This window comes from Brevundimonas sp. FV1ps31S (genome assembly GCF_058681265.1).
In genome coordinates, this window is the sequence record NZ_CM178735.1 from 2,853,253 (window position 1) to 2,870,503 (window position 17,251).

The following is a 17,251-nucleotide window of genomic DNA, read 5'->3' on the forward strand; positions in this document are numbered from 1 at the left end:
ATAAATCAAGCGCGTAGACTGTCCGTCGCCCCGATGATGGACCGGGTAGATGGTCGTTTTTATTCAATAACTTAGCAGGCTGCGTGTGCAAAATTTGCACACACAGTTCTGGCTTTCTTTCCTTTTCGTTCTCGCGATCACGCGCGATGTTCACGTTCAGAAGTGCGACTTCAGGCCCGTTTAACGCCCTAGTTTCGCTCCGCCATCCTACTCCGCGAGGCCCATCGCTGGGCCAAGTCAGCAGGCCGAAATCTGGACGACCAGCTTCACCAGGCGGGGCCCAAATCGATCCTGGAACAGTACGAGTTCGAATCCAGAGCGGCGCATCGTGTTGTTTGATCGCTTCGACGATCAAACTGAAGGACAGAAGCCTCTCCTTTGGAGGGAAGATCGGCCCCATTGTTTGGCATCGATAAGGAGCCAACATGGAAAAGCTATCGCTGATGCAACGCATCGAACGGCTGCCGCGAGAAGTCGTGGGAACTCACGTACCTCCTCCAGAACTCGTAGCCTTCACGGTCATTGTTTCCCGCAACTTGATGGGTTGGAAACAGTCCACGCTCGCAGATTTCGCCGGGGTCTCGACTTCGACAGTGGAGCGTATCGAGAGGGGAGAGCGTGTGAGGCCAGCGCAACTCGATAAGGTGGCTAGCCGACGCTGGGCGCCACATCGATCTCAACAACGAGCCGTGCGGGCGGAGCGGCGTACGCGGCCGCTTGTAAGAGATTGGCGACCTGTGCGCCGCCGCATCCTCCAGCCAGAAGGAGCGGGCGCAGGCCAAGCAGAACGCCAGCCGGGCAGGCGGATTGAATGTCACGAGGACGCCCTTCATTGGAAAGTTGCTCAGTGCGGCTGGGGCGTGTGGACCGTCTGGTCGCCCGGGGTCGGGGCTGCACGCCGCCGCTCGTCCAGTTTCGCCAGGACCATATAGAAGGCCGGGACGAACAGCAGGGCGAGCAGGGTCGAGGTGAGCATGCCCGAGGCGACGGCGATGCCGATCGATTTCCGCGCCGAGGCGCCCGCGCCGCTGGAGAGGATCAGTGGGACGACGCCGAGGATGAAGGCCAGGCTGGTCATGATGATCGGGCGGAAGCGCGACCGACAGGCTTCAATGACCGCTTGCTCGAGGCTCTCGCCCTCGATCCGTCGTTCGCGCGCGACCTCGACGATCAGGATGGCGTTCTTGGCCGACAGGGCGATCAGCAGCACCAGGCCGATCTGGACGTAGATGTTGTTCGGCAGGCCCACCGCGCCAAGCACGGCGACCGTGCCGAGCAGCGCCAGGGGCACCGATCCGATGACCGCCAGGGGGAGCCACCAGCTCTCGTACTGACCCGCCAGCACCAGATAGACCAGCAGCAAGGCCAGGCCGAAGGCCAGGATGGCGGCGTTTCCGGCCAGCTTCTCCTGATAGGACAGGCCGGTCCAGGTGTATGCCACGCTTGGCGGCATGGTCGCCTCGGCGATCTCCTCCAGAGCGGCCAAGGCCTGGCCAGAGCTGTAGCCCGCGGCCGCCTGTCCCGTCAGGGCCGCCGTCGGATAGAGGTTGTACTGGCCGATCAGTCCCGGCGCCGTCACCCGCTCGACCGTGGCGAATGCGGAGAAGGGCACCATCTCGCCGGACCGGCTGCGCACGCTCAACCGGTCGAGATCGTCGGGCGAACCGCGGAACTGCTGATCGGCTTGGACGAAGATGGTGTAGGTCTGGCCGAACCGCGAGAACTGGTTGGCGTAGGCCGACCCCATATAGGCGCTCAGGGTGTCGGCGATGTCGCCGGTCGAGACGTTGAGCGTCTGGGCCCGGGCCCGGTCGATCTTGACCGAGAGCTGGGGCGTATTGGCCTGGAACGGGGTGAAGACGCGAGCGATCTCGGGCCGGGCCTCGGCCTTGGCGGCGATGTCGCGGGCGACCTGGGACAGGCGCTGATAGTCGTTCGATCCGTCCGTCAGCTGCAACTGCATCTGAAAGCCACCGGACAGACCCAGGCCGGGCACCGACGGTGGGACGGTCAGCAGGACATCGGCCTCACCGAGCTGGCGGAAGCGTGCGGTCAGGGTCTCGTTGAGCGACCGCAGGTCCGCGCCTTCGATCTTGGTGCGCGCCTTCCAGTCCTTGAGGACGATGTAGACGACGCCGCTGCTGGACTGGGAGGCGTTGTTTTCCAGTGCAGAGATGCCGCTGATGGCGATGGCGTGGTCCACGCCGGGGACCTCGCGCGCGACCCTGCTCATGTCGTTCAGGGCCTTGTCGGTGCGCTCCAAGGACGCGCCCGGAGGCAGCTGGGCCACCGCGACCATATAGCCCTGATCCTCGATCGGGATGAACCCGGTCGGGATCCGCGTGAGCCCGAAGATCGCCACGCCGAACAGCCCCAGGGCGATCACGCCGGCCAGAAGACTGCGACGCACGATCCGTCGGGTCAGGTTCAGATAGGCATTCTCGACCCCGCCGTAGGCCTTTTCGAATCCGCGCTTGAACCATCCCGGGCGGCGGTCCGAAGGAGCCGGGCGGACCCGCAACCACTGGGCGCTCTGGACGGGCTTCAACGTCAGGGCGTTGACGGCGCTGAGGAAGGCGGTGGCGGCGATGACCAGGGCGAACTGGCGATACATCGCCCCCGTCGCGCCAGGCAGGAAGGAGGCCGGCAGGAAGACAGCCATCAGGACCAGGGTGATGCCAAGGATGGGGCCGGTCAGGCGTTGCATGGCGCGCGCGGCGGCCTCCTTGGGTTTGGCACCCTTCTCCAGTTCCTGGGTCACGCCCTCGACAACCACGATGGCGTCGTCGACCACGATGCCGATCGACAGGACGATGGCGAACAGGGTCAGAAGGTTGATGGAAAAGCCCATCGCCGCCATCGCCGCGAAGGCGCCGATGATGGTCACGGGCACGGTGGTGGCCGGCACCAAGGTGGCGCGCCAGTCCTGCAGAAATAGCAGTATGACCAACAGGACGAGGATGCCCGCCTCGATCAGAGTCTTGTAGACCTCGTGGATCGACGCGTCGACGAACAGGCTGGTGTCCAGCGGCAAGGCGTAGGTCAGGCCTTCGGGGAAGGTCTTGGAGACCTCTTCCATCGTCTGGCGGACCGCCTCGGCCGTCTCCAGGGAGTTGGCGCCGGGCGTCTCAAAGATGGCGATCCCAGCGGCGGGCTTGCCGTCGTATTTGAAAGTCTGGCCATAGGAAATGGCGCCCAACTCGACCTGGGCGACGTCGCCAACGCGGATCAGGGGCGAGCTCGCCCCGTCGCCGGCCCGGATGACGATGGAGGAGACGTCCTCCGGGCGTTCGAACCGGCTGTCGACATTGATGGTCAGCTGGAGCGGCTGCCCCGAGGCGGTCGGCGGCATACCGATCTGGCCGGCGCTGATACGCTGGCTCTCGCGGGAAATGGCGGAGATGACGTCGGCGGGGGCCAGGCCTCGGGCGGTCATCCGGTCGGGATCCAGCCAGACCCGCATGCTGTAGGCGCCGGCCCCGAAAACGCCGACGTCGCCGACGCCGGGCAGGCGCGCTAGCCGGTCCCGCAACAGGGCCGAGGCGTAGTTGGCCAGCTCCAGACTGTCATAGCGACCGTCCGGCGAACTCAGAGTGATCATCTGGAGCATGGCCGTCGACTTCTGTCGCGTGACCACGCCTTGTTCCTGAACGGCGTCCGGCAGGCGCGGCTGGGCGATGGCCACCCTGTTCTGGATCTCCACCTGGGCCAGATCGACATCCACGCCGGGCTTAAAGGTGGCGACCAGGGTGTAGCGGCCGTCATCGGTTGAAGTGGACTGGAGATAGAGCAGATCCTTGGCGCCGTTGACCTGCTGCTCGATCGGCAGGGCGACGGTCTCCTGGACCGTGGAGGCATTGGCGCCGGGATAGGCGGCGGTGACCTGGACGGTCGGCGGGGCGATCGGGGGATATTGGGTGACCGGCAGGGCCAGGATGGCCACGGCGCCGATCACGACCATCAGAATGGCCAGGACGTTGGCCAGGACGGGGCGGTCGATGAAGAAGCGCGCGATCATCGGCTCGCTCCCTGACCGGCGGCCCGGACCTCGACCTTATCGCCGACGCCGACAGAGGCCAGGCCCGAGGTGATGATGCGATCCTGGTTCGTCAGGCCGGAAAGGATGATCCGTTGGGTCCCGACATCGTCGCCGGTCGTGACGTCGCGACGAGAGACCGTGTTGTCGGCTCCAACGACCAGGACGTAATCGCCCAGAGGATCACTCTGAATTACGGCCTGGGACAGCAGCATGGCGGGGCCGCCTTGGCCGACAGGCAACCGGACGCGTACGAACATCCCGGGACGCAGGCTCCCCTCGGGATTAGCGACAAGGGCGCGCGTGGGCAGGGACCCGGTGTCGACGCTCAGGCCCGGATCGGCGGATTCCAGGCGTCCCGTGATGGGATAGTCCTCGGCCCCGGCCAGACCGATCTGGACCGGTGCTCCCGGTGTGAGGGGCCGGTCGCCGCCCAAGCGCAGCAAGGCCTGTTCGCCGATGGAGAACTCCACCCGGACTTGATTGATCTTCTGCAGGGTCGCCAGTTTGGTTCCCGCCGACACATAGGCGCCGACATCGACCTCCGACGCCCCGATCCATCCGGCGAAGGGCGCGCGGACGGTGGCGTAAGACAGGTTCAGCCCGCTGAGACGGCTGCTGGCCTGGGCCTGGCCCAGGGTGGATCGCGCGGCGTCCTCGGCGGCGGGCGCGGTGGCGTCGGCCTGGGCCAGGACCTGCTGACGCCGGTCGTCGGCCTGGGCCTGGGTCAGGCGCGCCTGGTTGACGGCGTGTTCGGCCGCATAGATCGACGAATCCAGGCGGAACAGGATCTGACCCACGCCAATCGCGTCGCCGTCCCGGAAGCCCTTGGACAGCAGGGTCCCGGACACGCGGGCGACTAGGTCGATCATTTCCGACGGCGCGACGACGCCCGTGAGCTCGATGTAACCACCGGCTTCGGCGACGACGGGCACCGCGACGGTGACGATTGGCGGCGGTGGCTCGGTCGGCGCACCGCTGCGGCCGCAGCTGGCGAGAGTCAAGGCGGCGCAAAGGACGATCACGGACGGTCCGATCAGGCGAGAGGGAGAATGGGATCGGGTCATGAAGCCTCCGGACGGGGCGCGGGATTGGTGGAGGAAGAGGCGACGGGCGCGACGCGGGCCCCGGTTCCGAGGGCGCGATGCAGGGCGACCCAAGCTTTGAGAAGATCGCCTCTGGTCTGGGCCTCGGCGTCACGCGCCGTGTTCTCAGCCAGGGTCGCATCAAGGACCTCGGCGCGCAGGGCCACGCCGGCCTCTCGGCGAGACCGGGCGAGATCGACCTGACGCCGCCGGGCGTCGACGGTCTCTCTCATCCGGTTAGCAGCGCGACGGGCGCCGGTGTCCTGAACGAGCGCGTCGAGGACGTCCTTCTGGGCGGCCAGCACGATCTGCTCGTAGGCGACGACCGCTTCGACGAGGGCCGCATCTTGAAGATCGACCTGGGCGACCAGCTTGCCCCGGTTGAACAGAGGCATGGTGATCGAAAGACCGGCGGAGAGAAGGCGTTGATCCCAGCTGAACAGGTCGGTCAGGGAGCCGCCGCCCAGTGTCGAGGACGAAGTGCCCAGCGCGCCGGACAGCGACAGCGACGGATAGAGCTCGGCCCTTGCGCTTTCGAGGCGCGCGTACTGGGCGAGGACGGCGTATTCGGCCTGGAGCAAGTCCGGACGGTTGCGGAGAAGATCGTTGGGCAGCCCCGGACCTGGCGCGGGCGGCGCGGCCGGGATCGGCGCGGCGGCCGCGAGCAGGTTTTCGATCTCCTCGTCCGTGCGGCCGACCAGGAGGGCCAGGGCGTGGCGGGTCTGGGCCCGCGCCGCCTCGAGGCCGGCGATCTGGGCCGACTGCTGAGACTGCTCGGCCTGGGCGGCGGCGGTCTCCGCCGCGTCGGACACGCCGGCGTTGCGGCGCGCATGGGCCAGCCTCAGACGTTCCTCGAGATCAGCCTGGGCGCGACGCCCGGCCTCAAGGCGTTCATCAAACGTGCGGAGCTCAACATAGGCGATCGCGATCTCGCCGATCAGGGACGCGCGGGCGGCCTGGACCGTTTCCTCCGCGCCCAGATAGCCGAAGGCGTCAGCGTGGGCGGCGCTGGAGGCCTTGCCCCAAAAGTCGAGTTCCCAACCGGCCTGGAGTTGGAGACTGGCGTGTCCGATCTCCGGCTCCAGCCCGGAAATCCGGTCGGTGACATTGGGCGGCAGGCGCGTGCCGGTCAGATCGCCGGCCAAACCGGCCTGCGGTCCGCGCGCTGCGCCGCTGGCGCGCATGCGCGCCGCCGCCTGGTTACGCCTCGCGGCGACCTGTTCGAGATCAAGACTGTCCGTGAGGCCGATCGCGACCAGCTGGTCCAGCACGGGATCTTTCAGGGCGCGCCACCAGGCCGGGTCCTGGACGACCGGCCCGCCTGCCCGCGCCGCCTCGCCCCACGACGAGGCCACGCGAGGCTCGACGACCAGAGCCGAGCCCCCCGCACAGGCGGCGAGCGGCAGGAGGCCCGCCGTCAGACCGATCAGGGTCCATCGCCTCATCGCGCCGCCCCGGGCGTCGCCTCACCCTCGACGGGGACCGCAACCCAGTACTCCATTTCGGCGGATGAGGTGCGCTCCTGCCGGTACTGGACATCGTCGGCCATGGCGAAGAGCATGGGCGCGGCCAGCACGAAGCCGAGGTAGGCGATCACTACGGCGGCGCACTGGGCGTAGGGATTGGCGAGGCCGTCAACGACGCGGGCGGCGAGGGTGCGGCTTCGCGGCGGGGGGGCGCTCCACATGCTCACCACCCGCCGGCGACGGTTCGCGTCACCAACCAGGTCGAGTGGCGAACGAGCACGAAATTGTTGCCTGCATAGTACCAGCCGTGTCCGGCGGGGGCGACCGGGAGGCCGTAATGGTTGGGATGGGTCACGACATAACGGCGCATCGACGACGGATAGTGACTGCCGACGCCCCAGACCTCGCCCTGGGGCGTGTGACCGACCGCGTAATAGCCGTGTCCCGGCGCATAAGCATAGCCGCGGCGGTGGCCGTGGTAGGCCACGAAGTCGGGTTGACCCCGCCACCATCCCGCGTGGCTGCGGTCGATCACGACGGTGCGGAAGTGATGATGCTGGGCGACGACGGCGGTCGATGACGCCTGTGTCAGGGTTGGGGCCGTCAGGACGGCGGTGACGGCTGCGGTCAGGGGAAGCAGGATGTGATGATGGCGGGACATTGGAGGAAGCTCCTTTCGACCCGTCCATCCTGCCGTCGCCGCGTAATGAGGGTTTGCTCCGATTGTTACGATTTGTAAGCGTGCGGACCGGCAGGACGCCGCATAGGCGAAAGGCCCGCCGCTTGCGGGACGAGCCTTTGGATCGAGCGTCGAGGTGGGGGACTCAGCGACCCAGGCCGGCGGCCGAACCCAGGGTCTGCGCTTCATCCGGCGTCACCGCGCCGTCACGGTTCGCGTCCAGCGAGGCGAACAGACGACCGCCGAGCGCGGCGAACTCCGCGACGTCGATGGCGCGGTCGCCGTTCTGGTCCAGGCTGCGCAGTTGCTCCAGTTGCTCGCGGTCGGGACGAGCGGTGGGCCGAGCGGCGCCTTCGGGCGCGAGGGCCCGGAACTCCTGACCGGCCAGCTTGCCGTCTCGGTTCGCGTCGGCGCGGGAGAAGCCGGCCGAGCGCGCCTGGTCGAATTCGGTGCGACTGATGCGGCCGTCGCGATTGGCGTCCATCTGCAGGAAGACCGGGGCTTCGTCGGCGGTCGCCTTAGCGACAACGACGGCGAAGGCGGGGGTGACGGCCAGGCCAAAGGTCATGATCATGGACAGGGGGGCGAGAAGGCGCATTGTGGATCTCACTGTTCGAGGAAAAGGGATCCGGCCGCGCCGGGGGGGGGGGCGACGCGGCCGGAATGCCGGACTTGGAATCGGGGAAAACCTTGTCCGGCAATGGAGTCGTCGGGAAACGCGGGGTCGTCGCGTCCTCGACCCCCTTACCCTGCGCCTGAACTGTTAGGCGCCTTCGGGGGAATTGTTGCGGCTTGTGACGCCTTCGGGACAGGGCGGCGGCAGGAGGCTGAGCTGCGCACGCAACCCGCCCTCCGGACGGTTGGCCAGGGTCAGGCGGCCGCCATGCCGGCTGGCCAAAGCCTGGACGATCGACAAGCCCAGACCCACGCCGCCGGTGTCGCGCGACCGGGACGTCTCCAGACGGTGGAACGGCTCCGTCAGACGGGCCAGCGCCGCCTCCGGAACGCCTGAGCCGTTGTCGTCGATCTGGACGAGCACGACGCTCGAGCCGCCAGCCAAGGTCACCGTCGCCGCGCCCCCGCCGTAGCGCAAGACATTGTCCAGGAGATTGTTCATGATCCGCGACAGGGACACTGCGGTGATGCAGGCGTCCTGCACGCCGTTCACGCCCCTCAACGCGATGATCTGGCCCAGCGCCGACCGTTCTCGGGCGATATCGCTCAGGAGGGCCGCCACATTGCAGCGGGGAGGCTCGTCCTCCTGGGTCTCCAGACCTTGGGCGAAGAGCAGGGTGTCGTCGATCAGGCCGTTCATCTCGGCGATGTCGCGCGACGCGAGATAACGCTGCTGTTCATCGTCGATGAAGTCGCTGCGCAGCTCGAGGCGCGTGAGGTAGGTCCGGAAGTCGTGGGCAATGGCCGCGAGCATGCGCGTCCGCTCGTCCATGACGGCTTGCAGACGCGTTCTGAGGTCCCGGAAAGCCGCGCCGAGCGCCACGATCTCGCTCGGTCCAGCGATGGCCAGCGCGTCGGGCCGATCGGCCTGCACCGCTTTCAGCAGACGATCGACAGGTCTGCGGGTCTGGGCGGCGATCAGCAGGGCGAACAGCAAATTGACGGCCACCACCAAGGCGGCGAAGGGCAGGATGCGGTGATAGATTCGCGTGATCGGCGCCGTCGCGATGCGGGACACCGCCACGCTGCGCCCATCCGCCAGGGCGGCCGCCACCTGTAGTCTGCCGGTCGCGAAATAGGGCGCCTCTCCGTAGTCCGCCGGGGCCTTGGAATTCTCGGCCAGAATCCGGAACGGCCGCCCTTGCAGAGCGTCCCGATAAAGCTCGGCCGTCTGTTCGGTGGCGATGCTTTGACCGGCGCTTGGAAGACGGGGAAGGAGCATGACCACCTGACTGGAATCCGTCAGGGCGCGCGCCAGATCGCGGTGGGCGTCCGGCGGTGTCTGTTCGAAGGCGGCGGCCACCGCGGCGACTTGGTCGGCGCGCCCCGACCCGCGCGGACGTTCGCCACGCGAATCCTGCTAGTCGACGGATCTCTGGGCCGTGTCATCCCCGTCGATGAGGGAGCCGACGCGGCGCGGCGCCTGCAGGACGCCGGATACGAGGTCGCCCTCAGGGTCGAAGAGAGACACGGCCACAGCGTCAGCGCAGGCCAAGGTCCGGGAAATCACCGACTGGCTCGCCTCTGCGGACCCTGCGCCGGGTGTCGCAACGCCCTTCGCTAGACGGCCCGCGACGTCGTCATGGCCAGAACCTCCTCGACGATCTCCAGAACGCTCGCCTCGGGACCATCGGCCATGACGACGCGGTCGGGCCGCAGGACCGCGACCCAACCGACGGGAGCGGATCCGGGTGTCAGAACGCCCTCGAGATCGTCATAGGTTTTGACGGCGGGGTCCGACGCCTGTCCCATGTGAGAGAAGCGCACGATGTCGTAGCCGAGCGCCCGCCAGCGCGCCTGGATCTCCTGGGACAGACCGCGGGCGGGGTCGACGCCGAACCCGATCAGGGCGAAGGACGTGCCGAGAACCTCGTCGCTCCGTTGCATAGCGCCGTCCGCGCCGCGCACCCAACCCTGGCGAAGCGGCGCCCCGCGGACCAGGCGACTGACGGATCGGCCGTGCGAGAACAGGCCCTTGCCGAACCGGTTCTGCGGCTTGACGCCGAGTTCCTCCAGATGTCGACGCAGGGGTGGGACAAGCCGGGCGGCGCGCATCACCCCATGGACCAGCATGGCGCGTACGGCGCTGCGCGGCATAACCATACTGCCCATCAGCTTGGCGAGCGCGATCATGGCGCGGGCGTGCGGGCGTCGCTCGGTATCGTAGCTGGTCAGGATCGCGGGAGACGCCCGGCCCTTCACCACCTCGGCCAGTTTCCAGCCCAGGTTGGCGACGTCCCTGAGACCGGCCACCAGTCCCTGTCCGACGAAAGGCGGGGTGATGTGCGCCGCATCGCCGGCGAGGAAGACCCGGCCCTTGCCGAAGGCTTCGCAGCACCGGGCATGGAACCGATAGACGGCGCGGCGCTCGATCCTGATCTGGTCCGGCGACAGCCATGGCGCGAGCAAGGCGGCGATGCTGGCGTCGGTCTCCATCTCCTCGCGTGTTTCGCCCGGCCGGAGCATGAACTCCCAACGTTCGCGGCCGCCCGGCGCCGGCATATGGGGCGCTGGGCGGCGCGGATCGCAGATAAACTCGATGTGGTCGATGGGCTGCGGGACGTCGAGGGCGTCGATGATCAGCCAGTCCTCGGCGTAGGTTCGGCCCTTGAAGCTCTGGCCGATCGCCTCGCGCACGTAGGAGGCCGCGCCGTCGGCGCCGACGACGAAGTCGCTGCGGATCGTCGTCTCGACGCCCTGCGAGTCTCGCACCGTGGTGACGACCTGGTCCCCCTCATCGCGGATGAACGCGGCCTCAAGACCCAGAGCCACCTGGACGTCCAGACTGTCCACCTGACGACGCAGGGCGGCTTCCAGTTCAGGCTGGGCGAAGGTCACCAGCTTGGGATGGGCGTCCAGGCTGCCGGCGGTATTGACCTGGCCGAACTGCCCCAGGAAGGGCGAGTGCATCTTCACATAAGGAATGGCGAGCCTGGGGAAGGCGTCGTCGTCGAGCCCGACCATCTGCAGGATGCGCAGGGCCTCATTGTCCAGGGCGATGGCGCGCGGCTGGGCGAACATCGTTTCGGATCGATCGATCACCAGGGTGTCGACGCCGTAGCGTCCGAGCAGACAGGCCAGCGCCGCCCCCACGGGTCCGTAGCCGACGACCAAGACCGAAACCCGGGCGGGAAGAGGCGAAGTGGTCATGGACAGGTCTCAGGTACGGGCGACGATCCGCTCCGCCAGGCCGGGCGCGAAGCGGTTCAGGAGCGGCAGCAGCCTCGCCTTGCCGGGGAGTACATAGGCCTTGCCGGCCAAGCTTCCCGCCAGCGCCTGGGAGACGACGTCCTCGGGACGCATCTTGGCCACCTGACGATGGGCCACCGAGGGGGTGTCGACCGCGGGTGGGCAGACCTCGGTGACGGTGATGGACAGGGGCGCAAGCTCCCGTCTGAGCGTCTTGCCCAGGCTGTGAAGCGCCGCCTTGGAGGCGGAATAGAGCGGGACGCGCGGAGACGGCACGAGGCCGTAGCCGGATCCGATCAGCAGAAGCCTGGACGGCGCCGTCTCTCTCAGAAGCGGTAGGAACTCGGCGATCAGATGGACGGCCCCGCCGAAATTCACCTCCATCTCCGCCGTGAGGTCGGGACAGGCGTCCAGCGTAGCCAGATCGACCTCGCGCGAGCCGCCGGCATTGGAGATCAGGAGATCGACGCGGCCGGATCCGGCCCGCACCGCCGTCGCGAAACGACGGACGGCCTGGCGGTCAGTGACGTCGCAAGCCACGGTTCGTATAAACGGAAGCGCCTTACTCAAGGCCGCAAGAGCCTCCGGCCGTCGGCCACACGTCCAGACCTCCCACCCCTGCCGGTCGAGCGACTCGACAAGGGCGCGGCCGATGCCGGACGACCCGCCGCTGACGACGGCGACCCGCCGTTGGTCCAGATCCACCCCGGCGCTCATGGGCCCACCTTCACATCGACAAAAAAGGGATAGCCGCCCAGCGCTGTGCGGACGGCGGCGGCCTCGGTCGAACTTTTCGCGCTGGCCCGGAGGCCTACCCCCTTCACCGGATGGTCGAACACCTCCAGATCGAGCAGCTCGATCCCCGCCTCAAGGAGGGTCGCCGAGGCGGCATGGCCGATCTCCAGACGCTTCAGCGCGGGTTTGAACACTTTGCCGACAGCGGTGAGCGGCATCTCGTCGACGATGTGGATGGCCTTTGGCATGGCCGCCCGCTCCGAAATGCGGCCCTTGACGTAGTCGACGAGCTCGGCCTCCGACGCCTGTTCCCCTGCGATCAACTGCACATAGGCGACCGGAACTTCGCCCGCGTGAAGATCAGGACGGCCGATCGCGGCGGCGATCTGAACGGCGGGATGGCCATGCAGGGGATCCTCGATCTGGGCCGGATCGATGTTGTGTCCGCCACGGATGATCAGTTCCTTCTTGCGCCCGGTCAGCCAGAAATAGCCCTCCGCGTCCTGGCGTCCCAGGTCGCCGGTGTTCAGCCAGCGACGCCCGTCTTCCTGGTCGACCCACAGGCCCGCATTGTGTTCGGCCGCCTTGTAGCCCTCGAACACGTTCGGACCGCTGACGACGAGAACCCCGACCTCGTCAACGGCGCAGTCGCCCGCGTAAGCAGCCTCCCCGTTTAGTCGAACGGCCTTCATCTGCTGGCCGGGAACCCGGATGCCGATCGACCCCACCCGACGCTCGCCGAACGGGGGGTTGGTGCTGGAGACGCAGGTGGCCTCCGTCAGGCCGTAGCCCTCTAGGATCTTCAGGCCCGTCCGGGCTTGGAACGTATCAAACAGCTGGACCGGCATGGGCGCCGCGCCGCACAGACCGTATTCAAGACTGTCGATACGGTGCGTTCCGACCGGCGTGTGCAGCAGGGACGCATAGAGGGTCGGCACCCCACTGAAGAAGTTGATTCGGAAATGCTCGACCATCTTCCAGAAGCCGCTGACTACGCCTTCGCCGCGATAGCCCTGCGGCGTTCCGAGGATCACGTGCGCGCCCTGCGACAATGGCCCGAGCCCCGTGACCAGGGCACCGTTCACATGGAACAGGGGCAGGCCGCAGAAGACGGTCTTGCCGGCCCCCAGCCCGTCGCCGAAGAACTGGGAGACGGACCAGGCGTTCGCGACCTCGTTGCCGTGACGTCGCATGGCGATCTTGGGCACGCCGGTCGTACCACCCGTGCAGAAATAGGACGACAGGTCGGTCGCGGCGATCCGGCGCCCGCTGGTCAGAGCGTCGCCGTTCTGCCGGCGCATCCCGCGCCAGAAATCATGCACCTTCACCGAGACGGGAACCGCGCCTGCGGGCCCGCCCGACCCACACTGGCGGCGCGCTTGGCGCGCCTGCATCACGCGCGCCACTAGACCCCGGATCCCCTTCACCCTGTCGGCGAGATTGACCAGGACGACATGTCGGATCGACGGCGTGCGCGGCAGGATCGACTGGACCTTGTCCCAGAGGTCGGTCCCCGGGAAGGGCGCGAGGGTCACCAAGATCGTCGCCTCGGCCGTGTTCAAAAGCTTGGCGATGGCGTCCGACTCGAGCATCGGATTGATCGCCGCCACCACGCCCGCCGCCTGGCCGCCCCAGATGACGAAATGGGTTTCCGGCAGGTTCGGCAGGACGAAGGCGATGACGGTGTCGCGCCCGGCGCCCAGGCCATGGAACAGGTTGGCGGCCCGGGTGGTGTCCGACAGGAACCGCCGATAGGACCAGGTCTCGGCCTTGTCGTACTCCGACGCCCTCAGGAAGAAGGTCAGGGCCGGAGCCTCGGGATCGATCTCCGCGCCCCGTTGCAGCATCTCATAGGTGCTGGCCGGGAGATCGGCGGGCGGGCCCTTGGCCTCGATCGACTCGATGTCCGCCAGCGATGCGATCCCGTCCGCGGATTGGTCGTCGTGCGCAATCACGCGGCGGCCTCGGCGACGATGCGATTCCTCTGGGCGCCCAAATCGATGCGTCCGTCGCGACTTCGGATCCGCGCCTCGACCACATCGCCGGGCTTGAGATACTGGGTGCGCTGGCCCTGGATCTTGAAGAAGGCCGCCCAGCGTTTGGCCTCCGGCAGGAGGGCGCCCAGGCGCTGCTTGAGCGGGCTGGGCACCGACAGTGCGCACCCCGCCGGCGTCCCCGTCGCGATCAGATCGCCGGCCTCCAGATCAAAGACGCCCGAAAGTTCCGACAGGGTCTCGACGGGCCCGAAAACCAGATTGGCGGTGTTGTCCGACTGGCGAACCTGTCCGTTCACGCTGAGGGTCAGATCCAGGTCGAAGAGCACCGGCAGATCGTCGGGCTCGAACAGGCACAGATAGGGGCCCACCGGGCCGAACGTCCTGAAGCTCTTACCCTTGTGGAACTGCATCTCCGGGATCTGGATGTCGCGCGCCGAATAGTCGTTGACGATCACCGCACCGGCGACGAAGTCGAGAAGATTGTCTTGGGTCACCTGGACGGGGCTATCGATGGTCCGCGCCATGACAATCCCAAGTTCGATCTCGTAGTCGAGGAAGCGCACCCGGCGCGGCATGACCACGTCGGCGTTGGCCGGAACGATGCAGCTGGAGGCCTTGGTGAACACCATGTTATGGTGCTTCGCGTCGGGATCGATGCCGGACTCGACCATGTGCTGGCGGTAGTTCGCACCCTGGCAGATGAACTTCTGATTCCGCGTGACCGGCGACAGCAGCGTCGCCCCCGCCAGGGGGACCGATGGGCCCTTCAACCGCTTCAAGGCCTCAACCGAGTTCTGCCGCAAAAAAAAGCCCGTCGTATCGAAGACGCCCGGCACGGGAAGGATGTTTCCGTCGCGAACCACACCCCAGGAGGGGGTCTCATTTCGGACAAATCGAACGATGGTCAGAGCCATGGCCGCGCCTCAGCAAGTCGGGGAAGGAAGGGTCAGTTGAAGGTCTTGGCGAGCATCATCAGCTTGCCCAGACTGAGGTCCGGGCTACGCCGGACATTGCGGATCAGGGCCGCGATGTTCGCCGGGGTCATCTTCGGCTTGGTGAAGCTGGAGGGCATTCTCTGTCCCCACTGGGACATCCCGTCACGGCTGACCAGGTGGTAGCCGGTTGGCCGATCGGCCGTGAACAGGTCGCCGTCGCAATAGTGCTCATGCTTGTCGCCCCAAGGATCCTGCCAATAGTCGAAGACTTGGCTGCCGAGGACGTGACGACCAACGCCCCAGGCGTGTTTCCAACCCCGTTCGTGCAGCACCCGCTGACCAATGCCGATGGCGTCGGCGTCGATCACTTCGTAGGCGCTGTGGCTGTAGAGGGGCGCGAAGCCCTGGGCGATGGCCACGGTGTGGTGATCGGTAGGAGCATCGCCGAGATCCAGCCGCATAAAGGCGACAGCTGGCGACCCGTCGGGGAGTAGCTGGACGTCGCTGGGGATCAGGCCGAAATGCTCAGTGTACCATCCGCAGGTGGCCTGAAAGTCGGCCACCTCGAGCACGGCGTGGCCCAGACGGATCACTTCCGGCGGCTGGACGGGCGGGCGTTGCGGCGCATTGACTCGCGGCGCCTGTCCCGTCGCGTTCCAGGGCAGAGGACGGCGGTGCGGCAATCCCGGCTCCAGCGTCTGACCGAAGACCGCCTCGACCTGGAAACCGGATGGGTCCGTCAACCGGACACGATGGCCGCCTGACGGGTCCGGGATCGGTTCGACAGCCGAGGCTCCCGGCAGCGCCGTCAGCTGCTCGAGATCGTTCAGCGACGCCACCTCCAGACCCAGGCCGACGAACCGAGGCACCTTGGCGCGCCGCACCCGATAGCAATAGGGCCCGGCGGCGGTTCCCCGAAGCAACAGCATGTCGTCGGTGCGCTGGCAGACGCTCAGACCGAAATCGACCATGAAGCGCGCCGCCCGATCCAGGTCGGGCCGTTCGAAGGCCAGAAAGGCGAGACGTGTCGCCTTGACCGTTGGGGCGGGATGTCGCGCCGGCTGGAGGGTGGTCATCTGCACGATTGGACGCCTTCGACGGTTCGCCCGGAACGGCGGGGGCGAACATGGAACGACCCCTCAGGTTTCGGCGAGCGGCCGGTCACGGCTGGAGCCTCTGTTCGAGAGACAGGATCCCGGTCCGAATCCAGCCAACTTCGTTGAAGTTTTGGCTCTGGCTCTCCAGCCGCCGAAGCAGCGAGAGCTTGCCTGTGAGAGCCGCGACGTTCTGCGGCTCCGCCTTCAGGGCCATGTCGAACAGCGCCATGGCGGCAGAAGGATCGTCCTCGCCGCTAAGGACCGTGGCGCGCTGAACAACGGCGTCCGCCCCACCGGCCAGTCTCAGGAGTTCCGGAGCCGCGTCCGCTGCCGTGACACCCAGCATGGTGGACGGATCGCCGTCGAACCAGCCCGCATAGCCGTCGAAGATGCCTCGCACGGTCCAATCGATGCGCCCGTAGATTTCCGGCAACTCAAGCTCGGTCGGCAAGTGGATCGCCCCCGCCAGATCGTCCGCCGAAGCCCCCGCGTTCATGCCGCGCACCGTGGCGTCGTGAACATAGAGAATCGCGTCCCTGTATCGCGTCAAGGCTTCCCGGATCGCTTCGGCGCCATAGAGCGGCTCGCCATGGCTCGGGATTAGGATTTCCGGTCTGTATGCCAGCACCCTGTCGATCGAGGCCACATAATCGAGCGCCCAACGCGGCTTGGTGCCGCGTAATGTGTAAATGTTCGGAAACGACCGGTAGAAGAGGTCGCCAACGAACATGGCCTTGCGTTCCGGAATCCAGATCGACAGGGCGTCCGGCGTCTCGGACGGCGTGGCGATCACCTCGAACGTCAGGTCGCCCAGCCGATAGACAGCCTGATCGATGACTAGATCATCGGCCGGGACCACGGCCGCATAGTTGCCAGGGTTGGGGTTCACCGGCGCCAGCATGGCAGGATCGTACCCGAACTGGGCGGCGTTCCGGGCGCTGAAGAAGCCGGCGAGCCGGGTCTGGTAATGCATGAAGTCCGGCGCGTTCGCCTGTTGAACGACCTCGGTCTCATGGCCCTCGGCCTCGGCGCCGACCCATTGCGCTAACCCGCCGATGTGATCCCCGTGAGCATGGGTGATGAACACATAGCGGGGAGAACGCGCATCCACCTGGCTAAGGAGACGGTGATGGTCCGGGGCAGCCACTTCCGACGAGGTGTCGATGACCGCTGTGCCTTCGGCTGTGACGATCAGGAAGCTGTTCCCGAATCCAGTGGCCTTGAAAATCCCCTCGGCGACCTTCTGAGCCTCCTTCTGGCCGGTGATCAGCATGAGATTGAACTCGGACCCCTCGGCCAAGGTCGCCTGCGGGGCGCCCGAAATTTGGGCCGAGGACGACTGTGGCGCCGCCAGCAC

The 17,251-nt window shown here is 67.0% G+C and carries 14 protein-coding genes; 1 reads left to right on the top strand and 13 read right to left on the bottom strand.

Annotated features, from left to right (window positions below):
• The first annotated feature begins 539 nt into the window (after positions 1-539).
• A complete protein-coding gene (locus tag ACVPT3_RS13625) occupies positions 540-932 on the top strand; it encodes a helix-turn-helix domain-containing protein (RefSeq protein WP_492043828.1) in 393 nt (130 codons plus the stop codon).
• On the opposite strand, the gene ACVPT3_RS13630 is transcribed toward ACVPT3_RS13625, so the two are convergent.
• From ACVPT3_RS13630 to ACVPT3_RS13690, 13 genes are all read right to left on the bottom strand, one after another.
• Entirely contained in the window at positions 845-4,018 is a 3,174-nt protein-coding gene (locus ACVPT3_RS13630; protein ID WP_492041409.1) for an efflux RND transporter permease subunit, read from the bottom strand. The two genes, ACVPT3_RS13625 and ACVPT3_RS13630, sit on opposite strands and share 88 nt — an antisense overlap.
• On the bottom strand, positions 4,015-5,103 hold the full coding sequence (locus ACVPT3_RS13635; RefSeq protein WP_492041410.1) for an efflux RND transporter periplasmic adaptor subunit: 1,089 nt from the start codon (positions 5,101-5,103) through the stop codon (positions 4,015-4,017). The genes ACVPT3_RS13630 and ACVPT3_RS13635 overlap by 4 nt, the downstream gene beginning before the upstream one ends.
• Positions 5,100-6,566 (bottom strand): efflux transporter outer membrane subunit, encoded by a 1,467-nt coding sequence (locus tag ACVPT3_RS13640; RefSeq protein ID WP_492041411.1) that lies wholly within the window; start codon positions 6,564-6,566, stop codon positions 5,100-5,102. Before ACVPT3_RS13640 ends, ACVPT3_RS13635 begins: the two co-directional genes overlap by 4 nt.
• Positions 6,563-6,808 (bottom strand): hypothetical protein, encoded by a 246-nt coding sequence (locus ACVPT3_RS13645; protein WP_492041412.1) that lies wholly within the window; start codon positions 6,806-6,808, stop codon positions 6,563-6,565. The genes ACVPT3_RS13640 and ACVPT3_RS13645 overlap by 4 nt, the downstream gene beginning before the upstream one ends.
• Before the next feature lie 2 nt (positions 6,809-6,810).
• Complete coding sequence (locus ACVPT3_RS13650; protein WP_492041413.1) at positions 6,811-7,248, bottom strand: RcnB family protein; 438 nt, start codon at positions 7,246-7,248, stop codon at positions 6,811-6,813.
• 163 nt (positions 7,249-7,411) lie between these two features.
• The gene (locus tag ACVPT3_RS13655; RefSeq protein ID WP_492041414.1) at positions 7,412-7,864 is read right to left on the bottom strand and encodes an EF-hand domain-containing protein; all 453 of its coding nucleotides are present in this window, start codon (positions 7,862-7,864) and stop codon (positions 7,412-7,414) included.
• A 165-nt stretch (positions 7,865-8,029) separates the two neighbouring features.
• Entirely contained in the window at positions 8,030-9,244 is a 1,215-nt protein-coding gene (locus ACVPT3_RS13660) for an ATP-binding protein (protein WP_492041415.1), read from the bottom strand.
• A gap of 257 nt (positions 9,245-9,501) precedes the next feature.
• Complete coding sequence (locus ACVPT3_RS13665; RefSeq protein ID WP_492041416.1) at positions 9,502-11,091, bottom strand: bifunctional 3-(3-hydroxy-phenyl)propionate/3-hydroxycinnamic acid hydroxylase; 1,590 nt, start codon at positions 11,089-11,091, stop codon at positions 9,502-9,504.
• A 9-nt stretch (positions 11,092-11,100) separates the two neighbouring features.
• Positions 11,101-11,847, bottom strand: coding sequence for an SDR family NAD(P)-dependent oxidoreductase (locus ACVPT3_RS13670; protein ID WP_492041417.1), 747 nt, complete (start codon positions 11,845-11,847; stop codon positions 11,101-11,103).
• Complete coding sequence (locus ACVPT3_RS13675; protein WP_492041418.1) at positions 11,844-13,820, bottom strand: acyl-CoA synthetase; 1,977 nt, start codon at positions 13,818-13,820, stop codon at positions 11,844-11,846. The genes ACVPT3_RS13670 and ACVPT3_RS13675 overlap by 4 nt, the downstream gene beginning before the upstream one ends.
• Positions 13,817-14,776, bottom strand: coding sequence for a fumarylacetoacetate hydrolase family protein (locus tag ACVPT3_RS13680; RefSeq protein WP_492041419.1), 960 nt, complete (start codon positions 14,774-14,776; stop codon positions 13,817-13,819). Before ACVPT3_RS13680 ends, ACVPT3_RS13675 begins: the two co-directional genes overlap by 4 nt.
• A gap of 32 nt (positions 14,777-14,808) precedes the next feature.
• Entirely contained in the window at positions 14,809-15,873 is a 1,065-nt protein-coding gene (locus tag ACVPT3_RS13685; RefSeq protein ID WP_492043829.1) for a VOC family protein, read from the bottom strand.
• 85 nt (positions 15,874-15,958) lie between these two features.
• Complete coding sequence (locus ACVPT3_RS13690) at positions 15,959-17,251, bottom strand: MBL fold metallo-hydrolase (protein WP_492041420.1); 1,293 nt, start codon at positions 17,249-17,251, stop codon at positions 15,959-15,961.

Excerpts from the sequence above, each read along its gene's own strand:
- ACVPT3_RS13625 (WP_492043828.1), top strand. The coding sequence starts at position 540 with ATGGGTTGGAAACAGTCCACGCTCGCAGATTTCGCCGGGGTCTCGACT.
- ACVPT3_RS13630 (WP_492041409.1), bottom strand. The coding sequence starts at position 4,018 with ATGATCGCGCGCTTCTTCATCGACCGCCCCGTCCTGGCCAACGTCCTG.
- ACVPT3_RS13635 (WP_492041410.1), bottom strand. The coding sequence starts at position 5,103 with ATGACCCGATCCCATTCTCCCTCTCGCCTGATCGGACCGTCCGTGATC.
- ACVPT3_RS13640 (WP_492041411.1), bottom strand. The coding sequence starts at position 6,566 with ATGAGGCGATGGACCCTGATCGGTCTGACGGCGGGCCTCCTGCCGCTC.
- ACVPT3_RS13645 (WP_492041412.1), bottom strand. The coding sequence starts at position 6,808 with ATGTGGAGCGCCCCCCCGCCGCGAAGCCGCACCCTCGCCGCCCGCGTC.
- ACVPT3_RS13650 (WP_492041413.1), bottom strand. The coding sequence starts at position 7,248 with ATGTCCCGCCATCATCACATCCTGCTTCCCCTGACCGCAGCCGTCACC.
- ACVPT3_RS13655 (WP_492041414.1), bottom strand. The coding sequence starts at position 7,864 with ATGCGCCTTCTCGCCCCCCTGTCCATGATCATGACCTTTGGCCTGGCC.
- ACVPT3_RS13665 (WP_492041416.1), bottom strand. The coding sequence starts at position 11,091 with ATGACCACTTCGCCTCTTCCCGCCCGGGTTTCGGTCTTGGTCGTCGGC.
- ACVPT3_RS13670 (WP_492041417.1), bottom strand. The coding sequence starts at position 11,847 with ATGAGCGCCGGGGTGGATCTGGACCAACGGCGGGTCGCCGTCGTCAGC.
- ACVPT3_RS13680 (WP_492041419.1), bottom strand. The coding sequence starts at position 14,776 with ATGGCTCTGACCATCGTTCGATTTGTCCGAAATGAGACCCCCTCCTGG.
- ACVPT3_RS13685 (WP_492043829.1), bottom strand. The coding sequence starts at position 15,873 with ATGACCACCCTCCAGCCGGCGCGACATCCCGCCCCAACGGTCAAGGCG.